The 18,901-nt window shown below is 58.6% G+C and carries 29 protein-coding genes and 2 pseudogenes; 28 read left to right on the top strand and 3 right to left on the bottom strand.

Annotated elements, in window-relative coordinates:
- Positions 1-10 precede the first annotated feature (10 nt).
- From NP534_RS02590 to NP534_RS02545, 10 genes and pseudogenes are all read left to right on the top strand, one after another.
- Positions 11-277: a hypothetical protein gene (locus NP534_RS02590; RefSeq protein ID WP_274097659.1), complete on the top strand. Its 267-nt coding sequence runs from the start codon at positions 11-13 to the stop codon at positions 275-277.
- Complete coding sequence (locus NP534_RS02585; protein WP_274097658.1) at positions 274-744, top strand: hypothetical protein; 471 nt, start codon at positions 274-276, stop codon at positions 742-744. The genes NP534_RS02590 and NP534_RS02585 overlap by 4 nt, the downstream gene beginning before the upstream one ends.
- Entirely contained in the window at positions 741-1,340 is a 600-nt protein-coding gene (locus tag NP534_RS02580) for a recombination protein NinG (protein WP_274097657.1), read from the top strand. The genes NP534_RS02585 and NP534_RS02580 overlap by 4 nt, the downstream gene beginning before the upstream one ends.
- On the top strand, positions 1,337-1,465 hold the full coding sequence (locus NP534_RS02575; RefSeq protein ID WP_274097656.1) for a hypothetical protein: 129 nt from the start codon (positions 1,337-1,339) through the stop codon (positions 1,463-1,465). Before NP534_RS02580 ends, NP534_RS02575 begins: the two co-directional genes overlap by 4 nt.
- Positions 1,456-2,046, top strand: coding sequence for a hypothetical protein (locus NP534_RS02570; protein ID WP_274097655.1), 591 nt, complete (start codon positions 1,456-1,458; stop codon positions 2,044-2,046). Before NP534_RS02575 ends, NP534_RS02570 begins: the two co-directional genes overlap by 10 nt.
- A 224-nt stretch (positions 2,047-2,270) precedes the next feature.
- Positions 2,271-2,516, top strand: a complete 246-nt coding sequence (locus NP534_RS02565; protein WP_443201066.1) for a Com family DNA-binding transcriptional regulator — start codon at positions 2,271-2,273, stop codon at positions 2,514-2,516.
- 113 nt (positions 2,517-2,629) lie between these two features.
- On the top strand, positions 2,630-3,775 hold the full coding sequence (locus NP534_RS02560) for a hypothetical protein (RefSeq protein WP_274097654.1): 1,146 nt from the start codon (positions 2,630-2,632) through the stop codon (positions 3,773-3,775).
- A 211-nt stretch (positions 3,776-3,986) separates the two neighbouring features.
- Positions 3,987-4,371, top strand: a pseudogene (locus NP534_RS02555) (chemotaxis protein); the annotation flags it as partial.
- Positions 4,372-4,820: 449 nt separating this feature from the next.
- On the top strand, positions 4,821-5,276 hold the full coding sequence (locus NP534_RS02550) for a lysozyme inhibitor LprI family protein (protein ID WP_274097653.1): 456 nt from the start codon (positions 4,821-4,823) through the stop codon (positions 5,274-5,276).
- A 77-nt stretch (positions 5,277-5,353) separates the two neighbouring features.
- Complete coding sequence (locus tag NP534_RS02545; RefSeq protein ID WP_274097652.1) at positions 5,354-5,476, top strand: hypothetical protein; 123 nt, start codon at positions 5,354-5,356, stop codon at positions 5,474-5,476.
- A 279-nt stretch (positions 5,477-5,755) separates the two neighbouring features.
- Here the strand turns inward: NP534_RS02545 and NP534_RS02540 are convergent, their stop codons facing one another.
- Both NP534_RS02540 and NP534_RS02535 read right to left on the bottom strand, forming a co-directional pair.
- The gene (locus NP534_RS02540) at positions 5,756-6,178 is read right to left on the bottom strand and encodes a type II toxin-antitoxin system HicB family antitoxin (protein WP_033696990.1); all 423 of its coding nucleotides are present in this window, start codon (positions 6,176-6,178) and stop codon (positions 5,756-5,758) included.
- Between the two features lie 46 nt (positions 6,179-6,224).
- Positions 6,225-6,410: a type II toxin-antitoxin system HicA family toxin gene (locus tag NP534_RS02535; RefSeq protein WP_033696992.1), complete on the bottom strand. Its 186-nt coding sequence runs from the start codon at positions 6,408-6,410 to the stop codon at positions 6,225-6,227.
- 95 nt (positions 6,411-6,505) lie between these two features.
- Here NP534_RS02535 and NP534_RS02530 point away from each other — a divergent pair, with 95 nt between their 5' ends.
- From NP534_RS02530 to NP534_RS02515, 4 genes are all read left to right on the top strand, one after another.
- Positions 6,506-6,829, top strand: a complete 324-nt coding sequence (locus NP534_RS02530; RefSeq protein WP_033696995.1) for a hypothetical protein — start codon at positions 6,506-6,508, stop codon at positions 6,827-6,829.
- A 1-nt stretch (position 6,830) separates the two neighbouring features.
- The gene (locus NP534_RS02525; protein WP_274097651.1) at positions 6,831-7,094 is read left to right on the top strand and encodes a hypothetical protein; all 264 of its coding nucleotides are present in this window, start codon (positions 6,831-6,833) and stop codon (positions 7,092-7,094) included.
- A 106-nt stretch (positions 7,095-7,200) separates the two neighbouring features.
- Positions 7,201-7,662, top strand: coding sequence for a lysozyme inhibitor LprI family protein (locus NP534_RS02520; protein WP_274097712.1), 462 nt, complete (start codon positions 7,201-7,203; stop codon positions 7,660-7,662).
- A gap of 61 nt (positions 7,663-7,723) precedes the next feature.
- On the top strand, positions 7,724-7,915 hold the full coding sequence (locus NP534_RS02515; protein WP_274097650.1) for a hypothetical protein: 192 nt from the start codon (positions 7,724-7,726) through the stop codon (positions 7,913-7,915).
- A 6-nt stretch (positions 7,916-7,921) separates the two neighbouring features.
- On the opposite strand, the gene NP534_RS02510 is transcribed toward NP534_RS02515, so the two are convergent.
- Positions 7,922-8,407 (bottom strand): GNAT family N-acetyltransferase, encoded by a 486-nt coding sequence (locus tag NP534_RS02510; RefSeq protein WP_274097649.1) that lies wholly within the window; start codon positions 8,405-8,407, stop codon positions 7,922-7,924.
- Positions 8,408-8,479: 72 nt separating this feature from the next.
- On the opposite strand from NP534_RS02510, the gene NP534_RS02505 reads away from it, so the two are divergent.
- The 14 genes and pseudogenes from NP534_RS02505 to NP534_RS02440 all read left to right on the top strand — a co-directional run.
- A complete protein-coding gene (locus tag NP534_RS02505; RefSeq protein WP_274097648.1) occupies positions 8,480-9,088 on the top strand; it encodes a putative metallopeptidase in 609 nt (202 codons plus the stop codon).
- A gap of 31 nt (positions 9,089-9,119) precedes the next feature.
- The gene (locus NP534_RS02500) at positions 9,120-9,596 is read left to right on the top strand and encodes a DUF2280 domain-containing protein (protein ID WP_274097647.1); all 477 of its coding nucleotides are present in this window, start codon (positions 9,120-9,122) and stop codon (positions 9,594-9,596) included.
- Positions 9,568-10,869: a terminase large subunit domain-containing protein gene (locus tag NP534_RS02495; protein WP_186663766.1), complete on the top strand. Its 1,302-nt coding sequence runs from the start codon at positions 9,568-9,570 to the stop codon at positions 10,867-10,869. Before NP534_RS02500 ends, NP534_RS02495 begins: the two co-directional genes overlap by 29 nt.
- Before the next feature lie 8 nt (positions 10,870-10,877).
- Entirely contained in the window at positions 10,878-12,302 is a 1,425-nt protein-coding gene (locus tag NP534_RS02490) for a DUF4055 domain-containing protein (protein ID WP_186663765.1), read from the top strand.
- Positions 12,292-13,323: pseudogene (locus NP534_RS02485) on the top strand (phage head morphogenesis protein); the annotation flags it as partial. The gene NP534_RS02490 and the pseudogene NP534_RS02485, both read left to right, overlap by 11 nt.
- Before the next feature lie 539 nt (positions 13,324-13,862).
- Positions 13,863-14,039: a hypothetical protein gene (locus NP534_RS02480; protein ID WP_156056733.1), complete on the top strand. Its 177-nt coding sequence runs from the start codon at positions 13,863-13,865 to the stop codon at positions 14,037-14,039.
- Between the two features lie 171 nt (positions 14,040-14,210).
- Positions 14,211-14,930 carry a hypothetical protein gene (locus NP534_RS02475; RefSeq protein ID WP_186663764.1) on the top strand — a complete coding sequence of 240 codons (720 nt, stop codon included), beginning with the start codon at positions 14,211-14,213 and terminating at the stop codon, positions 14,928-14,930.
- 10 nt (positions 14,931-14,940) lie between these two features.
- The gene (locus NP534_RS02470; protein WP_186663763.1) at positions 14,941-15,885 is read left to right on the top strand and encodes a major capsid protein; all 945 of its coding nucleotides are present in this window, start codon (positions 14,941-14,943) and stop codon (positions 15,883-15,885) included.
- Between the two features lie 47 nt (positions 15,886-15,932).
- Positions 15,933-16,517, top strand: a complete 585-nt coding sequence (locus tag NP534_RS02465) for a hypothetical protein (RefSeq protein WP_186663762.1) — start codon at positions 15,933-15,935, stop codon at positions 16,515-16,517.
- 39 nt (positions 16,518-16,556) lie between these two features.
- Positions 16,557-16,949 (top strand): protein singed, encoded by a 393-nt coding sequence (locus NP534_RS02460; RefSeq protein WP_186663761.1) that lies wholly within the window; start codon positions 16,557-16,559, stop codon positions 16,947-16,949.
- A 2-nt stretch (positions 16,950-16,951) separates the two neighbouring features.
- Positions 16,952-17,338 (top strand): hypothetical protein, encoded by a 387-nt coding sequence (locus tag NP534_RS02455; protein ID WP_186663760.1) that lies wholly within the window; start codon positions 16,952-16,954, stop codon positions 17,336-17,338.
- Between the two features lies 1 nt (position 17,339).
- Positions 17,340-18,014: a hypothetical protein gene (locus NP534_RS02450; protein ID WP_274097646.1), complete on the top strand. Its 675-nt coding sequence runs from the start codon at positions 17,340-17,342 to the stop codon at positions 18,012-18,014.
- Positions 18,011-18,424, top strand: coding sequence for a phage tail terminator-like protein (locus NP534_RS02445; protein ID WP_186663758.1), 414 nt, complete (start codon positions 18,011-18,013; stop codon positions 18,422-18,424). The genes NP534_RS02450 and NP534_RS02445 overlap by 4 nt, the downstream gene beginning before the upstream one ends.
- Before the next feature lie 104 nt (positions 18,425-18,528).
- Positions 18,529-18,901: BRO-N domain-containing protein (locus tag NP534_RS02440; protein WP_274097645.1), on the top strand; the 373-nt coding region annotated here is incomplete at its 3' end.

Raw genomic sequence — 18,901 nt, 5'->3', positions numbered from 1 at the left:
GAGACAGCCCATGCAGCCGGTCGTGGCGGCAGCCGACGGCGTGATCCGCTTCAAGCAGAACCAGATCATCCGAGACATGCTCGATCTTTGCGAGAAGCATGGTTTAGGCCTGAGTGAAATTGCAGCGCGCGATTACGAAAAAGATGACAGGTCCCAGCTCATGCAGCTGATCGGGTACAGCGTCAGCGGCTACGGCAATCTGGACTGTTCACGTGCTAAGCACGTGATGCGCGCTGACGAGAAGGCTGAATCGTTGGCGAGCGAGGTGGCGTCATGACCGAGAAGATCAGCGTGAACAGCCAGGCCAAGCTGTCGGAGGCGATCACCATGATCACCCGGATGTACCGTGACAAGAAGTTCGTCGTGGTCAGCATGCGCCCAGGTAAGGACCGGACCCTGGATCAGAACGCCCTGTGGTTCGCGATGTACGAACGCATCGCCAAGAGCACCGAGATGGGTGACATCGAGGACGTGCGCCGCTACTGCAAGCTGCACCTGGGCGTGCCGATCATGCGCGCTGGCTGCGCCGAGTTCCGCACCGGCTGGGCTGAGTCGTTCATCCACCTGGATTACGACGTGAAGCTGCGCCTTATGGGGCCGTGCGCCATGTTCGGGCCGGATGGCTTCCCGGTCACGCGGTTGTTCGACCGGGCCCAGGGTTGTCAGTACACCGACCGGATTGTGGAAGAGTTCGCGCCACGCGGCGTGCACTTCGCTGACCTGCTCGGGGAGGCTGCGGCATGACAGTGGCCAAGGAGATCAAACCGAAAAAGTGCAAGGCACCAGGTTGCGGCCAGCGCTTCAAGCCGTCCATGACCACGCAGAAGGTGTGCAGCATCACCTGTGCGCTGGCCGTGTCGAAGGATTCGAAGGTGCAGAAGGTCGCGGCCAGGGCCATCACCAAGCAGGCCCGCCAGGAGCTCCAGGCGCGCCGTGAGAAGCTGAAGACGAAGGGTGACCACCTGCGGGAGGCCCAACAGGCGTTCAACGCGTATATCCGCGAGCGGGACCGTTTGGCGGGGTATCGCTGCATCTCCAGCGGGCGACCGCTCGACTGGAACGGCAACGCGGTCGACGCTGGCCACTATCGCAGCACAGGTGCCGCGCCACACCTCCGCTTCGACGAGAACAATTGCCACGCCCAAAGTAAGCACGACAACCGATACCTGTCCGGGAACGTGGCGGACTACCGGATCGGACTCATCAAGCGCATCGGCCTGGAAGCTGTAGAGACCCTGGAAAGGGACCAATCAGCTCGCCGCTACACCATCGAAGACCTGCAGGCCATCAAGGCCCTGTACAGGCAGAAACTCAAAGATCTGAGGAGTGCGGCGGCATGACCTGGACTATTGCAGATACCGCGGGCGCGCTGCTGATGCTCATGGCCATCGCTTCCGCCTGGTGCGTAGTGCGCGCCAAAAGTATCGAGACACGCCGCAAGAAGGAGAACGGCCCATGCAACTGAACAGCGCGCGTCAGGCCTGGCACGACTGCCTATACACGGCCTGGGACAGCCAAGGCTCATTCATCGAGCAGCTCGGGCTGCTGGGCGCCATGGTCCAGACCACAGAACGACAGCGCCACGCCGGCCATGCCGCCCACCAGGTCGTCGCCGGGCAAGTGCAGTCGGCGATAGGCAAACTTACTGCGCACGTGAGGTCTTTCGGCAACTTCATGTACTCCCCGCGGCTCGACGTAGACACTAAGGAGACCGCCGAGGAATCGGTTTTCGTCATGGTGATGCAGCGCTCTCCGCGCATGACTGCCGCCAAGCGCGAAAAGCTCGAGTATGTGGTGAAGGGGGTCATGGCCCGGTACCGATACATGCATCAGGGCGGACAGTCGGCCAATGAAGACCCGCTGGCTTCACCGGAGGGGTTCAGGGCCTGGCTGGATGCCCACTACGGGGTTCGGCTTGAATCCTCGAACTGGGATCGTGACTGGGGTGGATTCGTCGGCCAAGCCTTCGAGTGCTGTGAGGATCTGGACAAGCAGGCATTGAGCCCAGTAGCTGCCGTGATCTACGAAATGCGCAGGGCCGCTTGAGGCCCTATTGCGTTCCCGTGCGGCTGGTGGCATGATTTCACCACTGTTAGAGTTTTGCCTTCGGCAAGCTCATCTAGAAACCGGCCCAAGTGCCGGTTTTTTTGTGGCCGCAGAAAAGCAAAAGCCCCGAACTAGTCGGGGTTTTGTCATTTGTGTGGCGAGAAAAAGAGAGGGCGACTCCAGAGGGTGCTGTAACACCCAAGGGAGACGCTAGATCGCAGATCATGCCTGCAAGCCAGCCAAGGCCCTCGCTGCTCGCGCGAGCGGGGCGGAGCCTAGCAGAAAAACTTAAGGCTTTGCAGATGCTTAGAGATATTCGTTGCGGAAAATGCAATCGACTGCTCGCCCGGGCGGGCGGGATCTACCAACTTCAAATCAAATGCGCCCGGTGTGGGGCTCTGAATCAAGTGAGGATCGAAGCCCAAGATCAGTTGCCTTCAGCTACGGAGTTGACGTTGGCGCAGAACTAAGTGCGGCGAGAGCCCAGCCGAACCCAGAAAGCCTTGAGCTTCAAGTTTGTCGCCTACGAGCGATAAGAGAGCGGCGTGGATCGCCTTTCTTATTGTCATCAAGGAAATGTGCTATGGAAGTTGTTACTGCATCTATCAAGAGTGAAGATGAAAATATCACTGGGGCATCTTTTAGTTGCGTCGGTGGTGCTGGTGGTGTGGAAGTCGGAGTAGGTGCTCAGCAACTGAGTTTTGATGTGTTTGGTGCTAATGGTTTTCCGAGCTCTGTGATGGGGACGGTTGGACTGGGTAAAGGTACCGCCAACGTAAACTTGATGGTTGATTCTCAGATTTCAGTCATCTTTACTGTTGCTGAGTATTTGAATCCTCCTGACCCTTCGAAAGATAACGTCTCAGTCTCTGTTGTTGTGTTGTATAGTGGTGAGGCGATGTTTACCAAGACCTATATGTTAAAGGTCCCTGATGCAGATGGTTATATGGTTGACACTTCGGAGAGCGGCGCTTATGTGGGTGGAGGTTTTTCGATCAGCATGCCTAATCGCATGGGTGCTCCATATTTGGTGACATTCCAGCGCACAGATGCACATACAGTGAAAGCTCATGCAATTGTGTCCTTTTCTGGGGACGGCAACACGCTCGTCAGTGCCACAGTTGAGGTCAAAGTTCCTTTGCAAGATAAATCCGAAGGCTTCACCCATCGGGAGCGAGAGGCGATTGAAGCTTCTCTGCGCGAGCAAGAAGGTGAGGAAAACTTCCTGTATAAAGACAGCAAGGGGAACGTAACGATTGGAGTTGGCTTCAAAATCTCAAGCGAAGATGAGGCTGTTGCTTTGCCGCTTCTTGGTTTCAATAGTATTCCAGCCACGGATGAGCAAAAGCGACAGGAGTGGCGAAATATCAATTCGCTTGCTGGTAGGCATGTAGCGGGTTGGTATGAGGAGTATTCAAGCTTGTATTTGCCTCGTGACTATATCGATGCTCGGCTAGAATCTACTGTAGATGAAAGTTTCCGGCAATTACGTGCACTTTTCGATGATGTCGGTAGCTATCCATCGGCTGCGCGCGTAGCCCTTCAAGACATGATTTATAATGTTGGTTACGGCACATTGCGGGACGTATTTGTCAGCTTTAGTGCCGCGGTTCGGCGTCGTGATTGGGCGACGGCGGCTGAAGAGTCACATCGTCTCGATATTAGCGAAGAGCGCAATGATGCTGTTCGCGACCTATTCCTAAGTGCAGCAGGGGATGGGGAGTTCTGACCTAGATTTGGTAGTTCTAGAGATGCATAGCCGTGCCTCTTGATGGTTATGCATCTGAACGGTGTGCTTGAGGGGTGGTGTAGTAAAAGCTGGCTGGGTGATTGCTTGTTTTGATGGCTTAATAGGTGACTGACTGTCGAGTGCTCGAAAGTCTCTGGGGTAAGTGAAAAATTGGTGCTGATCAGGATTCCTAAGCAGTAACTAAAAAGCGATTTATACTCAAGGCCTACCGCTTGGCGGCCCCCGGCTGGGCGGCACGGGTACTGTATGGCTAGGTAGTTTTCTTTGGCTGCTCAGGTTCTTTTTGAAGGATACAGCGGACCGCGCCTTGGACATCGTCGATATTGGTACGGTCCGCCGCTTGAACGAACTTCTCGACTAAGAACAGTATGCGCGCAACTTAGGTGATCGGAGTGCCGATCAGTTCGCCAAAGAGCGGAACGAGCTGCAGCAACCGTAGGGCGTCTAGAGAGTAAGCTCGGAGCCCTGAGCGGGCAGCTTGACCAGCTATCCAGGCAAGTGACCGCTCAGAGCGAGGAGATCCCGCCCGCCTGCACGGAAAGCTGGGGGTACTTCCTGATAGACGAATCCGTAGTTGTAGTTCATCGCCAGCCAAAGGTGACGATGGGCTGAACTCTGGGTCATCTCTCTGGTGTTGATCGCCGGCGGTACAGTAGCTGTGGGCAATCTGGCTATTGGACCATAATCAAGGCCCAAACTAATCAGGTGAAGCAGATTCGGTATGCCTGAGGCGCCGCGATGGCCGTGCGGGATAAGCGCCTAGAGTGCTGAACTGGAGGGTGGAGAGCGCCGCGACTAAAGCGGGGTAGGCCAGCGATCACCCTCCTCAAGTAGGCGGCAGCGCAGATGAAGCTATCAAACGAGTCGTAACTTGTTTTTTTGAAGCGCTTCTGGTGAGCGAAAAGGTTTCTGAGTTGTTATGTGCTGCGTACTAATATAAGGACGGTTCGAAGCGGAGGTTGTGCGCGGCTGGCATTTGCGGCACCATACCGTCGGCTACTAACCAGCTCAAGGAATGAGATGCATGAAAGGTGCGTTCAAGGCAGTCTGCGTAGCGGCGTTATTGGTGACGGGAGTGGCCGGTGCCGATGTAGGTCGGGAGGAAAAGCTTGCTGAGGCAGTGCGCCAGTTCGCGGTGCAGCTAGAGGGGGAATGGCAGCAGTGCTTGAAAAATCCAACAACGCGGACAACAAACGATAGCGAGCATTGTGCACTAGCGATGCTGCAAGCTGCTAATGATGCCGTGAAACATAAGTATCAAGAGAAGCTCGCTCGCACTCAGCAGGATGCCGAACAGAAATTGCTTCCGAAAGATGTCCCGGCCATTTTGACGAAGGCGCAGGAAGCTTGGGAGCAGTATGTAAAGACGGATTGCGCTGCCGTAGGTGCTCTGGTAACGGGGACTGCGAGCACGACCTACCAGCTTGTGTGCGAGTACAAACATCAGATTCAGCGCCTACATGCCCTTGACGAGTGGTGATGAGATCTGTGCCTGTGAGCACTATAAGATCCGCTGGAAAGCAACAAGCGTTCGTTGTGCTGCATCGGCGTGAGTCTGTGCATGATCTGGCTGATCAACTTGGGCTGTTTGTCTTCGGGCCGGTGACCGTCGACCTGCAGCTACTCGCCATCATCCGCCTGGTGGAGCAGACAGTGATTGATATGCGGCTAGAGCAGTAACTGCGTCCGGCTACCGGTGTATGGATTGGGTCCAAAGCGAGATCCTCGCTGACACCGGTAGCATTTAACCTGAGCATGCCCATCTGATCGACGCCAACATCAGCGTGCTGCGGGCGTCGAGCGGATTAGCCAGGTAGGGGCGCGTTGTTCTCGGCCAGGCCGAGCAGCTGATGTTCCGCGCTGGTGGGTGGCGCGAGCCTGGACCGGCGAGACCGGTGCATCAGGGTGCCAGCGCTGGAATGGTCTTCGGCGGACAGGTGGGGAAAGACCCACGCATATTCAGGCCGGCTCGACAGACACCACCAGGCGTTTGCCGAGCGCGGCCAGGGCGATCTCGACTTGCTCGATCTTCGAGCTGTGTTCGAAGTCGAGAAGGCGATCCACCTTGCTCTGTACGGCGCCCAGCGTCCTGCACAGATCGGCCTTGCGCATACCCTTTTCCCGCATTGCGTTCCACAGCGCGATCTTCGCGTTCACGAGAGCGGAAAGCCGGATAACGTGCTGACCCTCCTTGGCTGGAGAAGCAGGCGGAATAGGGCGCAGCTGATCGACATAGATCGACAGCGCCACCTCAAGACCTTCAGCAGCCAAGCGCAACAGCTCTTCGAGCGTATCGCCCGCGCTGTGCGCTTCTGGGATGTCGTCACACGATGACCAGAAAGACCCGGCCTCCTGGGTTACGTTGATTGCATAGTCGTACATGGCATTACCTCAGGGCAGATGTTTTTCGAGCTCAAAGGGTAGAGCCTCAATCCTTGAGGCCCAGTTGTTTGATGATTGCTCTTCTAGTCCCTTCGGCCATCTCCTTGGCCCCGTGGTCTGGAAGGGTTGTCTGTTTGCCGTTGAAGTAGAGTTTGAAGTGGCTTCCCTTTGCCGTATTCGAAATCTCTACCCCTCTTGCCAACAGCCACCGCTTGAACTCGTTACATTTCATCTGCCCTCCGTTGTGTGGTTGATGAGTTCAGTATACACCATAAATGATATTACGCAACTCATTTATGAGTTATTTGGGATTTATAGGAAACCAACATGGCCGAACCAACAAGCGCCGCCGCGAGCGTAGTGCTCGGCAAGTACGGGGTGGTGATGGCTGCATTCATCGGCTCGATCCTCTCCCTGGGTTTCCTGAAGGATCTGACCCGATTCCAGGCCGCGACTGCCGTTGCCACTGGATTCGGATTCTCGGTCTATCTGACCCAGCCCGTTACCGCCTGGCTCGCCCCGAAGCTTGATCTAGCGGTCACCGATGATCTGCTGTGTGGAGTAGCGTTCGTGCTTGGCCTCACCGCAATGAACATCATCCCCGCGCTCAAAGCTGCCATGGGGTCGTTCGTCACGGCGCGAGGTGCCTGATATGGACAACATCCTGGTTTCAGCGATGACGGCCCTGGACGTGTTCCTGTGCGTCATGGTCGTGCTCGCTGCATGCGACTACCTACGCAAGGTCCGCCCGGTGGATCAGCCACTGCTGAGTGTCGCCTTCTACCTGGTGGCCATTGGCGGGTTCGGTGCATTCGTCACCGCTCTGCAGGGTCACTGGGTTAACCCGTTCGGCGTGATGCTTCACGCTGGGGTGGTGGCCTATGCCTGGGCAAGGCGCGGGCACGTCTTCAGCTGATCCGCGCCACAAAACAGAAGTGCGCGGTTTCGTGGCGCGTATTTACTTTTTGCGGCACCATGCAGCTCCTGAATAGCCATCTCAAGGAGTGAGGAACGTGAAAGGTATGTTTAATGCGATCTGCATGGGATCGTTGCTCGTGATGGGGGCTGCCCGTGCTGATGTTGGCCGTGAGGAAAAACTGGATGATGCGGTCCGTCAGTTCGCAGCAAAGGTGGAGGCCGTATGGCAGGAATGCTTGCGCAGACCAGACGTGCATACTACGAACGAAAGCGACATGTGCCTGTTTACGATGGTGAGCGCCAGTAACGACGCAGTGGAAAAAAAGTATCAGGCTAAACTGGTAAAAGCTCGAGATATGGCTGAGCATCCCAATGGCATTGCAACGTTCGAGACGGTTCCGGGACTCCTTGAGGAGTCTCAGGCACAATGGAAGAAATACGTTAAAACTGATTGCGACGGCATAGGCGCAGAGAGTGCAGACGGGACCGCCCGTGGCACGGTTGCTCTTCTATGCGAGTACAGTCACGCGCTGCAGCGCTTGAGAGCTCTGGATAAGTGGTACTGATGCCTGGGCTTCTATCCTTCAATCGTCAGCCGATAGTGGTCCGTTTCTAGTAGGAGCAGGTATGAGCAACGTTACACGCTTGCATCATGCCTTGCCGCTCTCGGCAGATGTGGCTGCCGCCACCAATGCGCTTGACACAGCGGTGGCAAAGGCAGTGGATGAGGCCAAGGCCGCCGGCCTGCCTCAGGGGCTGCTCGTCGCCATCCTGCACGGGCATGCACATGCCGAGACGCACAGGATGGTCGCCAGGTAAAAAAGGTTACGAGATTATTGCGCTAGTGCTTGCCAGGAGTCGATAGCGTGCGAAGGGCGTACCGTCGATATCAACGTCTCCGTCGTGAACAAAACCTAGGCGAAGTACACCTTTGATACGAGTTCTGGTTGGTGGGAGCAGTATGGTAATCGAGTCCAGGCCCAACTCTTGGAAAGCGCGCCGCACTATTTCATCGAAAATTACTCTACCCAGCCCCCAGTAATCCGGGTGAAGCACTAAAGCAAGATCAGCGTCACCGTCTTCATGCTGCAGGCCACCCCAGCCGGCGAATTCATCTTCCACGAAAAAAGCCCAGGGACCGTATCCATTAAGAGCCCATTGGGCCTCTTTTTGAGCGACCCATGCCTTGCACTTGCTTTCGTCAAAGTCGGGACGCCCCAAGGGCATTTGGCGTAAGACATCTGGGTTATTGTTGAGCGCGATGATGTCCTCGGTGGAAACGTCGCTGAGATGCCTGAAATGAAGCTGCATGATTGGCCTTTCGGGTGAGCTGATCTCAACCAATACCTTCAACGCGCCACCATTTCAAGGTGCAGGTGATCTATGAGCAGACCAATGCCGCCGGCTGACCTGCTCGAATCACTGTGGCTAACCCTACGCCCGGCTACCGGTGTTTGGGATTGGATACAGAGCGAGATCCTCGCCGACATCGGCAGCATCCACAACCCAGATCACGCCCACCTGATAGACGCCAACATCGGCGTCCTGTGGGCGTCGAGCGGATTCGGTAAGCAGGGGCGGGTGGTGCTTGGCCAGGCCGAGCAGTTGATGTTCCGAGCTGGCGGATGGCAGAAGGCTCGCCAAGAGCAGCAAATGCGTGACTGGTTCGGCGAAGAGCCCCAGTTCCTCATCACCCTGGCGGGTGACTACTGCGCCCAGTGCACCGAGGCCGAGTTCTGCGCCCTGGTCGAGCACGAGCTCTATCACATCGGCCACAAGCTCGATAAGTACGGTGCCCCGGCATTCGGCGATGACGGCATGCCCAAGCTTGAGATGCGTGGACATGACGTCGAGGAGTTCGTCGGAGTGGTCCGCCGGTATGGTCCGAGCCACGACGTACAGCAGCTGATCGACGCTGCAAGCCGGCCGCCTGAGGTGGCCAAGATCAACATTGCGAGGGCCTGTGGAACCTGCCTGCTTAAGTCGGCTTGATGTTTGACAGGCAATTGACGGAATCCAATTTATGGCAGCCCTGAGCAACGAGGTGAAGGCCTTCATCGTTCAGGCGTTGGCCTGCTTCGATACACCGTCTCAGGTGGCCGAGGCCGTCAACAAAGAATTCGGCATTGAGATCAGTCGCCAGACGGCGGAAAGCCATGACCCAACCAAGCGGCAGGGGCGCAACCTGGCAAAGCGCTGGGTGACCCTCTTCGAAGACACTCGAGCGCGATTCCGCGAAGAGACAGCCGAGATACCCATAGCGAACCGGGCCTATCGGCTCCGTACGCTGGGCAGGCTGGCCGAAAAGGTCGAAGGGATGCGCAACTACGGGCTGACCCTCCAAATCCTTGAGCAGGCCGCCAAGGAAGTCGGCGACGTGTACGTGAATCGCCAGACCAAGAACGAAAATCCCCACGACAACGTGCCGCCAACCCGTGTGCAGGTCGACGTGGTGGACGCGAGGAAGCCTGATGCCGTCGTTGAACGTTCCACAGGCTAACTTCCTGCGGATGGAGAACAAGTTCCGTGGCTTCGTGGCCGGGTTCGGCTCAGGCAAGACCTGGGTAGGTTGCGCGGCACTGTGCAAGCACGTGTGGGAATGGCCCCGGATCGACTCCGGCTACTTCGCCCCGACGTACCCGCAGATCCGCGACATCTTCTTCCCGACGATCGAGGAAGTGGCCTTCGATTGGGGCCTGAAGGTCAAGACGAAGGAGAGCGACAAGGAGGTCGAATTCTACAGCGGCGGCCAGTACCGCAGCACGACCATCTGCCGATCGATGGAGAAGCCGCAGACCATCGTCGGCTTCAAGATCGGGCACGCCCTGGTCGATGAGCTCGATGTTCTGCCCGCGCTGAAGGCTGAGCACGCCTGGCGCAAGATCATTGCCCGGATGCGCTACAACGTGCCCGGGTTGAAGAACGGCGTGGACGTGACCACGACCCCTGAGGGGTTCAAGTTCGTCTATCAGCAGTTCGTGAAGCAACTGCGCGAGAAGCCAGCGCTGCAGGGCATGTATGGCCTGGTGCAGGCCAGTACGTTCGACAACGAGCTGAACCTGCCCCCGGACTACATCCCGTCGCTGATGGAATCGTACCCGGCCCAGTTGATCCTGGCGTACCTGAATGGCCAGTTCGTCAACCTGAACGCCGGCTCGATCTACCACGCCTACGACCGCAAGCTGAACTCCTGCTTCGACACGGTCGAGGCGGGCGAGCCGCTTTTCATCGGCATGGACTTCAACGTCGGCAAGATGGCGGCTATCACGCACGTAAAGCGGCCAGACGGCAAGCCGAGGGCGGTGGATGAGCTGATCGATGGCTTCGATACCCCGGACATGATCCGGCGCATCAAGGAGCGCTACTGGCGGCACAACGGCAGAGATTACGAGAAGACCTGCGAGATCAGGATCTATCCCGACGCCTCTGGCGGGTCGCGCAAGTCGGTTAATGCCAGCGAGACGGACATCGCTATCCTGCGCCAGGCAGGCTTTTCCGTGATCGCGCCAGACGCCAACCCGCCAGTGAAAGACCGTATCAACGCCATGAACGCGATGTTCTGCAATGCGAATGGCGAACGCCGCTACCTGATCAACCCGCTGCGATGCCCGACCTATGCAGACGGCCTGGAGCAGCAGGTGTGGGCGCCCAATGGCGAGCCTGACAAGAAATCCGGCGTGGACCACGCGAACGACGCGGGGGGCTACTTCATCCACCACGACTACCCGATCAGCAGGCCGGTCACTCACGTTCCAATCTCGTTCACTTTCTGAGGCCATCCATGCCTAATTTCCACCCCCGGGCAGAGTACTCGGAGGCCTTGCCCGGCTGGCAGCTGGTCAAGCGCTGCGTGGCTGGCGCCCGCGAGGTGCGCAAGCACGATATCTACCTGCCGATGCCGGACCCGGAGAACAAATCTCCCGAGAACCTGGCGCGGTACAAACAGTACAAGAAGCGGGCGATGTTCCTGAACATCACCGGGCGCACGCGCACCGGCCTGCTGGGTGCGGTGTTTCGCAAGACTGCAGAGCTGGAGTTGCCCGCCGGGGTCGAGTACCTCAAGGAGAACGCCAGCGGTGACGGCACCAGCCTGGAGCAGCTGTCCAAGGACGCCGTGGGTGAATGCCTGGACGCTGGCCGGGGCGGGTTCCTCGTTGACTTCCCTGCGGTTGAGGGCGTGTCCTCAATGGCTGACATGCAGGGCCGCAGCGCGCTGATTCACCACTACGGCGCCGAGTCGATCATCGACTGGGACGAGCAGGTGGTCGATGGCGTGAAACGCCTGGTCTATGTCTGCCTGTTGGAGTGCGTGTCCGTGTTCAGCCCGGACAGCCTGGAGCGCACAACGAGCACCCAATATCGCGTGCTGCTGCTGGTTGATGGCCGCTACGTCCAGCGCGTCTACGCCGAAGACGGCAACAGCTACAGCGAGGTCGCGCCGCTCGACAAGAATGGCCGCCCCTTCGATCACATCCTGTTCAGCTTCTACGGCGCCCAGAACAACGACGCCAGCGTCGACAAGTCGCCTTTGGAAGACCTGGCTGACGTCAACATCCTGCACTACGGCAACAGCGCCACGGTGGAGGAGAGCGGCTTCATCAGCAGCCAGCCGACGCTGTTCATCACGACCGACATCACCGCCGACGAGTTCGCCAAGGTGAACCCGAACGGCATGCACATCGGCTCGACGCGGGGTTACAACCTGGGTAAGTCCGGTGATGCAAAGCTTGTCCAGGCAACCGAAAGCCAACTGGCCCGCACGCTGATGAAGGACAAGGAAGAACAGATGCTGATGATCGGCGCGCGCATCGTCCAGAAGGCGGGTGGCGCCGAGACTGCTGAGGCCGTGCGCATCCGCTACAGCTCGGACAACAGTGTCCTGGGCACCATTGCTGGCAACGTGTCCGAGGCCCTGAAGCGGGCCATCCTCGACGCCGAGCGCTTCATGCTGGGTGAGCCGGACGAGGCCGGTACCGTCTTCTGGCTCAACCAATCGTTCTTCGACGAGACGATGACTGCCCAGGACATCTTGGCGCAGATCCAGCTTTGGCAGCAGGGCTTCATCGCCAAGAAGGATGTGCGGGTCAACCTGCGCCAGGGCGGCGTGCTTGAAGCAGACCGCACTGACGAGCTGATCGACGAGGACTTGGCCCAGCAACCGCCGGTGATCGGCAACGACACCGGAGAGGGCGGCGATGAGCAGTGACGGCTACCTGTCCGACGCGGCGACTCGCCACCAGGTGCACGTGCAGCGCTATGCCGGGGGAAGCCTCAAGCGCCTGGCCAAGTTCATCACCAAGGCCATCAGCACCGCCAAATCGCGCGTATCAGAAGGATTGAGCCGGTACGGCACCCAGCGGTACGAGAAGCAGATCAAAGAGCTACAGGGCGAGCTAGCGGGCGTATACGGCGATATGAAACAGCAGGCCGTGCTCGACCTGACCGAATTCGGCGGCTACGAGGCCGAGTTCAACATGACCCTGCTGGGCAAGGTCGTGAATGCGGTCGTCCAGCTGAACAGGCCGAGCATCGAGCAGGTCGCCGCGGCTGCACTGGCTAATCCACTCGACCTGGAGGTCGGCAAAGGCCGCCAGCGCATCAGCATCAACGGCGCGCTCGACCAATACGGCACCAAGAAGAGCGCTGAGATCATCAGCGAGATCCGCATGGGTTCCGCGCTGGGCGAGACGTCCGGACAGATCAGTCGCCGCTTGACCTCATTGGGCGTCCAGCAACGCGATCAGGCGCAGGCCCTCGTCAACACCATGACCAACCACATCGCCACCACGGCGCGCGTGGAAGTGCTCAAGGACAACGACGATATCCTCAAAGGGATGCGCCGGATCGCCACCCTGGATAGCCGCACAACGCTGTTCTGCATGAGCATCGACCAGACGATCATTCCGCTGGGTGGGCCTAAGCCGCCGTATCACTGGCGGTGCCGGACCACGCTCATCCCGGTGCTGAAAGACGAGTTCGCCCGCGAAATCCCCGGCTCCACCAGGCCGGCTATTGGCCCGAATGGCGTCGAGCAGGTGAGCAGCAAGACCAGCTACGGCGAATGGCTGGCGCGGCAGCCTCCATCGTTCCAAAAGGACGTGCTCGGCCCGGCCCGCTATGAGTTGTTTAGCAAGGGCGAGCTGACGCTGGACAAGTTCGTAGACGACAACGGAAAGACGCTCACCCTACAGCAGCTGCGGCAACGCGAAGCGGTTACCTTCAGGCAACCGACCGGCGAGTTCACTGTGTATGACATTGGTTATCCCATCAGAAAACCGGATGTCTCCACGCCTGCGCGGCGTGCCGCAGTCGAGATCGAAAATCGGATTCGTGGGGACGCACTGGAAACGGGGGCGTTCATTGGTGACGACGGCTCGATCCTGCTTCAGCGCCAGGGCCAGCCTGATCGTGTTGGCTTCCCAGAGAGCGAGTTTGGCAAGCTGAGGGGGACGACATTCACGCACAATCACCCGGGCAATAGCCCGTTCTCGATTGAGGATGTTGAGCTGGCATCCTACATTGGTCTTCATGAGCTGCGAGCTGTTGGCCCAACCCTGCGCTATACCATGGTTGCTGAAAAGGGATGGCCAAGTGGCGAGGTCGTCGACAAGCTGTCAGACCAGGTCGAGCAAGAAGCCATCAAACGTGTGTATGATTTGGTCAATCGAGGCGAGCTTGAACGCGAGCACACTCAGTCAGAAGCTGAACACCAGTTCTGGAGTATTCTGAGCGGTAGGGTGGGTTTGAAATACAGTCGGGAGCGATCATGACGACCAACGAAAAAAGCGCGAAGGAGTTGATTCAAGAGGCTCGGCGTGAGCATCAGGCAAATCTTGCCCAAGGCGTTGGCGTTTTTGACGGCGGAAAAGCCTGGAAAGAATTCAGCAAGAAAATGGCAGATGCAGTACTGCAAAAGCTCGAAGACGACTTCGACAAACCCTGAGCTGCAGACATCAACGAAAGCCCTGGCATCCGCCGGGGCTTTTTCGTTATGAGCTGCCGCGCCACAAAACGCTGCCTCGTTGAACGTGGCGCGCAATTCCAAGGCCTCGCCCAGTGCGGGGCTTTTTTATGCCCGCAGGCAGGGCCTGCACCAAGTCTCTGGGAGACAGCAATGACCTTGAAATTCCAACTGGACAGCCTCGAAGGCGTCGAAGAATCCATCCAGAGCCTGTACGTCGAGAAAGACGGCAAGTTCATCCTTGGCATCGAAGGCTTGCCGCAGCAGGAAGACGTCTCCGGCCTAAAGGCCAAGGTGGACGAGCTGCTCGGCGAGAAGAAGGCGGCCGAGAAGGCGCGCAAAGAGGCTGAGGAAGCCGCTCGTCTTGAGCGCGAAGAGGCGGCCCGGAAGTCGGGCAACGTGGAAGAGCTCGAGAAGTCCTGGTCCGAGAAGTACGCCCGCCGCGAAGCAGAGCTGACCGGCCAGCTCGAAAGTACCAACAGCACCCTGCTGGGCCAGATCCGGGACCTGACGGTGGGCCGCACGGCTACCGAGCTGGCTACCACTCTCGCTGTCCCAGGCACAGCAAAGGCATTGCTCCCCCACATCGAACGCCGGCTGAGCGTCGAGCAGCGCGACGGTAAACCCACCGTTGTCGTGCTGGACGCCGCCGGCAAGCTCTCCGCAGCGACGCTGGATGAGCTGAAAGCAGAATTCACCAACGATCCGGCCTTCGCGCCGCTTATCGCAGGTAGCAAGGCATCTGGCGGCGGGGCCGGCGGTGCTGGAAAAGGCGGCGGGGCCGCACAGAAACGCTCCGAAATGACCTCTGTCCAGAAGCGCGAGTACATCGAAGCGCACGGACAAGAGGCATACCTCAAATTGCCAAAATAGGAAGTAGCAGATGCCTACCACCCTCAACTCGGACATGATCATCTATAACGATCTTGCCCAAACTGCCTATCTGGAGCGCCTGCAAGACGTTCTGGAGGTGTTCAACGCCTCGTCAGGTGGCGCGCTGATTCTGCGCAACGAACTGATCGAGGGCGACCTACGCAAGCGTTCGTTCTACAAGATCGGTGGCACTCTGGGTCACCGTAACGTGAACTCCGACGCCGCTGTAACCGGCATCAAGATCGGTGCTGATGAAGCGGTCGGCGTCAAAACCCCTTGGAAGTACGGTCCATACGAGACCACTGAGGAAGCCTTCAAGCGTCGTGCGCGAAGCCCGGAAGAGTTCTCCATGTTGGTTGGCCAGGACATGGCCGACGCCGCCCTGGACTACTACATCCAAACTGCCTTCGCGTCCCTGGGCGCTGCCATTGGCGCAAACGCCAACATGGTTGCCAGTGGCTCCTTCGCGGTCGACCACAAGAAGGTGCTGACCAAGGGCATGCGCAAGTTCGGCGATCGCTTCAACCGCATCGCTCTCTTCGCCATGGACTCCGCAACCTACTTCGACTTGGTTGATGACGCCATCGATCAGAAGATCTACGAAGAGGCGGGCGTGGTCATCTACGGCGGCTCGCCTGGCACGATGGGCAAACCGGTCCTCGTCTCTGACAAAGTCACCGAAGAGCGAATCTTCGGCCTTCAGGTGGGCGCCGTTTCGGTAACTGAATCCCAGGCCCCTGGCGTGCGCTCTTACCCGGTGAACAACCAGGAAAACTTGGCAATCGGCTATCGCGCGGAAGGCGCTTTCAACGTCGACATCATGGGGTACTCCTGGAAGGACACTGCGGGAGTAAACCCCAATCTCGCAGCCCTCGGCGCGGGCGCGAACTGGCGCAAGCATGCGACCAGCGATAAGGCTACTGCCGGTGTCCTGATCGACCTGTCCGCGCCTTAATCGGCTACTGCAAAGGCGGGCCCGAGGGCCTGCCTTGGAGACAATCCATGGAATTGATTTACACAACCCAGCGTGACGGTTTCGAGCAAGGCCGGACCTATCGCAACCCACGACATTTTGATCAGACCGAACATGGCGTCGAATCGGTTGTGGTGATCGGCCATTGGCCCAAGGTGGTCAATGCATACGAAGCCGCTGGCGCTGATGTGTCAGTAGTTGAGGTACCGAGACGTGTGGCTCTTGTCGAAGGTCCAGATCGTGTCGAGTTCGATAGTTTGGTCGCCGAGCTTGGGTCCATCGGCGTGATCGTCGACTCGTTCGCCGAGCAGAACCTGGAGCGCCCGCAAGGCGAACTTGGCGAAACCGCAGGCCGCTTGTTCCAGGTTCTGGAAGCGGTCAATGCCGGAATCGCCAGCCTGCAGCGCGAACGCGACGGCGAAGTCCAGAAGGTAATCGACCTGGAGCAGGAAAAGGCCGACCTGATTAAGCAGATCGAATCCCTGAAGGCTGCGGCTGCCGATCCTGAGGTCGAGTCGCTGAAGGCTGCACTGGACAAGGCCGGCGTCACCTACCGCGCCAACGCCTCGAAAGAGTCGCTGCAGAAGCAGGTCGCCGAGCTCAACCAGCAGTAACACCGGGGCTGCGGCCCCAATCATTCAAGCGGAGGCCTGATGGCTACCTACACCACCGTGGCCGACGTGGATGCCATCCTCGGGGCTGGCTGGGCGCCTGACGCCGACAAGGAAGAAGCGGTCTTCGAGGCGAATGCCTACCTGACGTCGCTCAACCTGGTCGGCATCGACATGGCCGATATCCCTGACGACGTGAAGCAGGCCGGCGCTAGGCTGTCCAAGTGCGCCTCCCAAGGGAAGCTATACGTGCAGCAGACTGAGGGTTCGCTCGAAGCCAAGACGGTCAAGGCAGACTCGGTGTCGACCAGCAAGAGCTTTGGCTCAATCGACAAGACCAGCACGGCAGCCCAACCGGCCTCCGTGCAGTTGGCTCTGGCTCTGCTCAAGCCTTGGCGCAGCAATCCATTCGCCTTCGCAGTGAAACGGGGGTAACTATGGGGCTGCGCGACGATATCCAGGCCGACCTTGCCGAGGCCTTCGACGATGATCTGGCTGATGCTGTGCGGCTGGTCGCCGGCATTCGCACGGTGAAGGGGGGATACGACCCAGGCTTAGGTGGTGCTGCCCCGGCCTCGACCATTCAATACTCTGGTCGCGGAGTTTTCGGAACCTACTTGGCCAAGGAGATCGACGGGTCACGCATCCAGACTGAGGATGTGAAGCTGCTGGTCCTGCAAAGCGAACTTTTTGAGCAGCAGGCGGGCGTTGTTGGGAAAACTCCGGCAGCTCCCAAGATCGGCGATCAGATCAGTGGTTATCGGGCGCTAAACGTATCTGAGGACCCTGCTAGCGCTACTTGGACAATCCAGCTGAGGAAGTGATATGGCGCGCGGCTCGCATATGGCTCAACGGTACGGGGGGCTTGAAGGTGGTTTTGCCGACAGCATTCGAGCATTTACGGAGCAAGCCCAGCATGCGTTGGACTCTACCTTCAGAGCGATCGTGATCGAGATCGGTAGCAGTGTCATCCTGATGTCCCCGGTAGGTAATCCAGAGCTATGGGCAGCCAACGTGGCCCACCGTGCCAAGGCTAATAAGGCCGCAGAGGACTACGACTTTAAGGTGGCGGTCCGCAATACGCTGATCAACTTGAATCAGGACAACTTCACGAAGGCCGGTAGGCTGCGCAGGGGCGTCAAGTACGCCAAGCCGCTGACCAAGACCGAGCTCGAGCAGAACTTCGCTGTGAACGGGCTGGTGGTCGGGAAGGGTTATGTGGGGGGTCGATTCCGGGGCAATTGGCAGTTCTCCATCGATTCTCCGGCGGCTGAAGAGCTCGACCGCATCGACCCGTCGGGCAGTCAAGCTATTGCCGAGCTCATAGGCCAGGTTCAGGCCCTGACCATCGGTCAGACGGCCTACATCGTGAACAACTTGCCTTATGCCATCCCGCTGGAATACGGGCATTCATCGCAGGCCCCGGCTGGCATGGTCCGGGTAACGCTCGCGAACTTCCAGCGCATTGTTGACGAAGCCACCAGGAACAACCGTGTATGAGCCAAGCAAAGGCACGCCAGGCCATCGAGATCAAGCTGATGGCATGGGCAGCGGCAAGGCCAATCAGGGTAGCGAACTTCGAGCAGGAGTTTGAAGCTCTGCCAGCTGAGACATACCTGCGGGCATTTCAGCTGCCCGGCGCTACTACATGCCGGTACTTGGGCGGGGACGCCTACGAGTACGCCGGCGTCTACCAGGTGAGCATCATCTGCCCGGCGGGCCAGGCGCTGGCGACAGCAGAGTCCCTGGTAGAGGAACTCACCGGGTTGTTCCGCGTCGACTCCCCAGTCAGCCGCGATGGCTTCGAGGGCCTGATCACCGAGCCGGTAGAGCAGGGCCCAACTATCACCGAGTCGGCGACCTACACGGTTCCGGCCAGCTTCACCTACCGCGGTGTCGCGGACCAGTAATACCAGATCACCTTTCAGGCTACAGCTAGGGGGCACCCGAAAGCGCCTTCCCTGGGGCGTTGCTGTGGCCGATCTATTTTCAGGGCTATTGCAGGGGATACATCATGGACAAATTGATTGTCGGCGACATCGAGTTGAGCGTAATTGATCACGGCGGACAGCCTTGCTTAACGCTTGCGGAGATTGCCACCGCGCTCTATGGGAAAGGGGGTGATCAAAGTGATGCACCCTTTGAGCGTGGCATTCGTCAGCTCAATACACTCTATCGGCGTCATGCTGACGAGTTTACGCCAACCATGACCGGCATGATCAAGATGCAAACCCGGGGTGGCGAGCAAGACGTGCGGGTATTCAGTCTCCGTGGTGCTCACTTGCTTGGCATGTTCGCCCGTACAGATCGGGCCAAATCCTTCCGGCGCAAAGTGCTTGATGTGCTGGATGAGCATTCGCGCCAGGGGCAATCGCTCGGCGCCGAAT

It is taken from the genome of Pseudomonas sp. 39004, from assembly GCF_028682155.1.
Lineage (GTDB): Bacteria > Pseudomonadota > Gammaproteobacteria > Pseudomonadales > Pseudomonadaceae > Aquipseudomonas > Aquipseudomonas capeferrum.
Note: the sequence above shows the minus strand (reverse complement) of the source record. Positions and strands in the feature narration are given on the sequence as shown.

Coding starts and splice junctions, on each gene's coding strand:
- NP534_RS02590 (WP_274097659.1), top strand. CDS start 11: ATGCAGCCGGTCGTGGCGGCAGCCGACGGCGTGATCCGCTTCAAGCAG.
- NP534_RS02585 (WP_274097658.1), top strand. CDS start 274: ATGACCGAGAAGATCAGCGTGAACAGCCAGGCCAAGCTGTCGGAGGCG.
- NP534_RS02580 (WP_274097657.1), top strand. CDS start 741: ATGACAGTGGCCAAGGAGATCAAACCGAAAAAGTGCAAGGCACCAGGT.
- NP534_RS02575 (WP_274097656.1), top strand. CDS start 1,337: ATGACCTGGACTATTGCAGATACCGCGGGCGCGCTGCTGATGCTCATG.
- NP534_RS02570 (WP_274097655.1), top strand. CDS start 1,456: ATGCAACTGAACAGCGCGCGTCAGGCCTGGCACGACTGCCTATACACG.
- NP534_RS02565 (WP_443201066.1), top strand. CDS start 2,271: ATGCCTGCAAGCCAGCCAAGGCCCTCGCTGCTCGCGCGAGCGGGGCGG.
- NP534_RS02560 (WP_274097654.1), top strand. CDS start 2,630: ATGGAAGTTGTTACTGCATCTATCAAGAGTGAAGATGAAAATATCACT.
- NP534_RS02550 (WP_274097653.1), top strand. CDS start 4,821: ATGAAAGGTGCGTTCAAGGCAGTCTGCGTAGCGGCGTTATTGGTGACG.
- NP534_RS02540 (WP_033696990.1), bottom strand. CDS start 6,178: ATGTACGACTATGCAATCAACGTAACCCAGGAGGCCGGGTCTTTCTGG.
- NP534_RS02535 (WP_033696992.1), bottom strand. CDS start 6,410: ATGAAATGTAACGAGTTCAAGCGGTGGCTGTTGGCAAGAGGGGTAGAG.
- NP534_RS02530 (WP_033696995.1), top strand. CDS start 6,506: ATGGCCGAACCAACAAGCGCCGCCGCGAGCGTAGTGCTCGGCAAGTAC.
- NP534_RS02525 (WP_274097651.1), top strand. CDS start 6,831: ATGGACAACATCCTGGTTTCAGCGATGACGGCCCTGGACGTGTTCCTG.
- NP534_RS02520 (WP_274097712.1), top strand. CDS start 7,201: ATGTTTAATGCGATCTGCATGGGATCGTTGCTCGTGATGGGGGCTGCC.
- NP534_RS02515 (WP_274097650.1), top strand. CDS start 7,724: ATGAGCAACGTTACACGCTTGCATCATGCCTTGCCGCTCTCGGCAGAT.
- NP534_RS02510 (WP_274097649.1), bottom strand. CDS start 8,407: ATGCAGCTTCATTTCAGGCATCTCAGCGACGTTTCCACCGAGGACATC.
- NP534_RS02505 (WP_274097648.1), top strand. CDS start 8,480: ATGAGCAGACCAATGCCGCCGGCTGACCTGCTCGAATCACTGTGGCTA.
- NP534_RS02500 (WP_274097647.1), top strand. CDS start 9,120: ATGGCAGCCCTGAGCAACGAGGTGAAGGCCTTCATCGTTCAGGCGTTG.
- NP534_RS02495 (WP_186663766.1), top strand. CDS start 9,568: ATGCCGTCGTTGAACGTTCCACAGGCTAACTTCCTGCGGATGGAGAAC.
- NP534_RS02490 (WP_186663765.1), top strand. CDS start 10,878: ATGCCTAATTTCCACCCCCGGGCAGAGTACTCGGAGGCCTTGCCCGGC.
- NP534_RS02480 (WP_156056733.1), top strand. CDS start 13,863: ATGACGACCAACGAAAAAAGCGCGAAGGAGTTGATTCAAGAGGCTCGG.
- NP534_RS02475 (WP_186663764.1), top strand. CDS start 14,211: ATGACCTTGAAATTCCAACTGGACAGCCTCGAAGGCGTCGAAGAATCC.
- NP534_RS02470 (WP_186663763.1), top strand. CDS start 14,941: ATGCCTACCACCCTCAACTCGGACATGATCATCTATAACGATCTTGCC.
- NP534_RS02465 (WP_186663762.1), top strand. CDS start 15,933: ATGGAATTGATTTACACAACCCAGCGTGACGGTTTCGAGCAAGGCCGG.
- NP534_RS02460 (WP_186663761.1), top strand. CDS start 16,557: ATGGCTACCTACACCACCGTGGCCGACGTGGATGCCATCCTCGGGGCT.
- NP534_RS02455 (WP_186663760.1), top strand. CDS start 16,952: ATGGGGCTGCGCGACGATATCCAGGCCGACCTTGCCGAGGCCTTCGAC.
- NP534_RS02450 (WP_274097646.1), top strand. CDS start 17,340: ATGGCGCGCGGCTCGCATATGGCTCAACGGTACGGGGGGCTTGAAGGT.
- NP534_RS02445 (WP_186663758.1), top strand. CDS start 18,011: ATGAGCCAAGCAAAGGCACGCCAGGCCATCGAGATCAAGCTGATGGCA.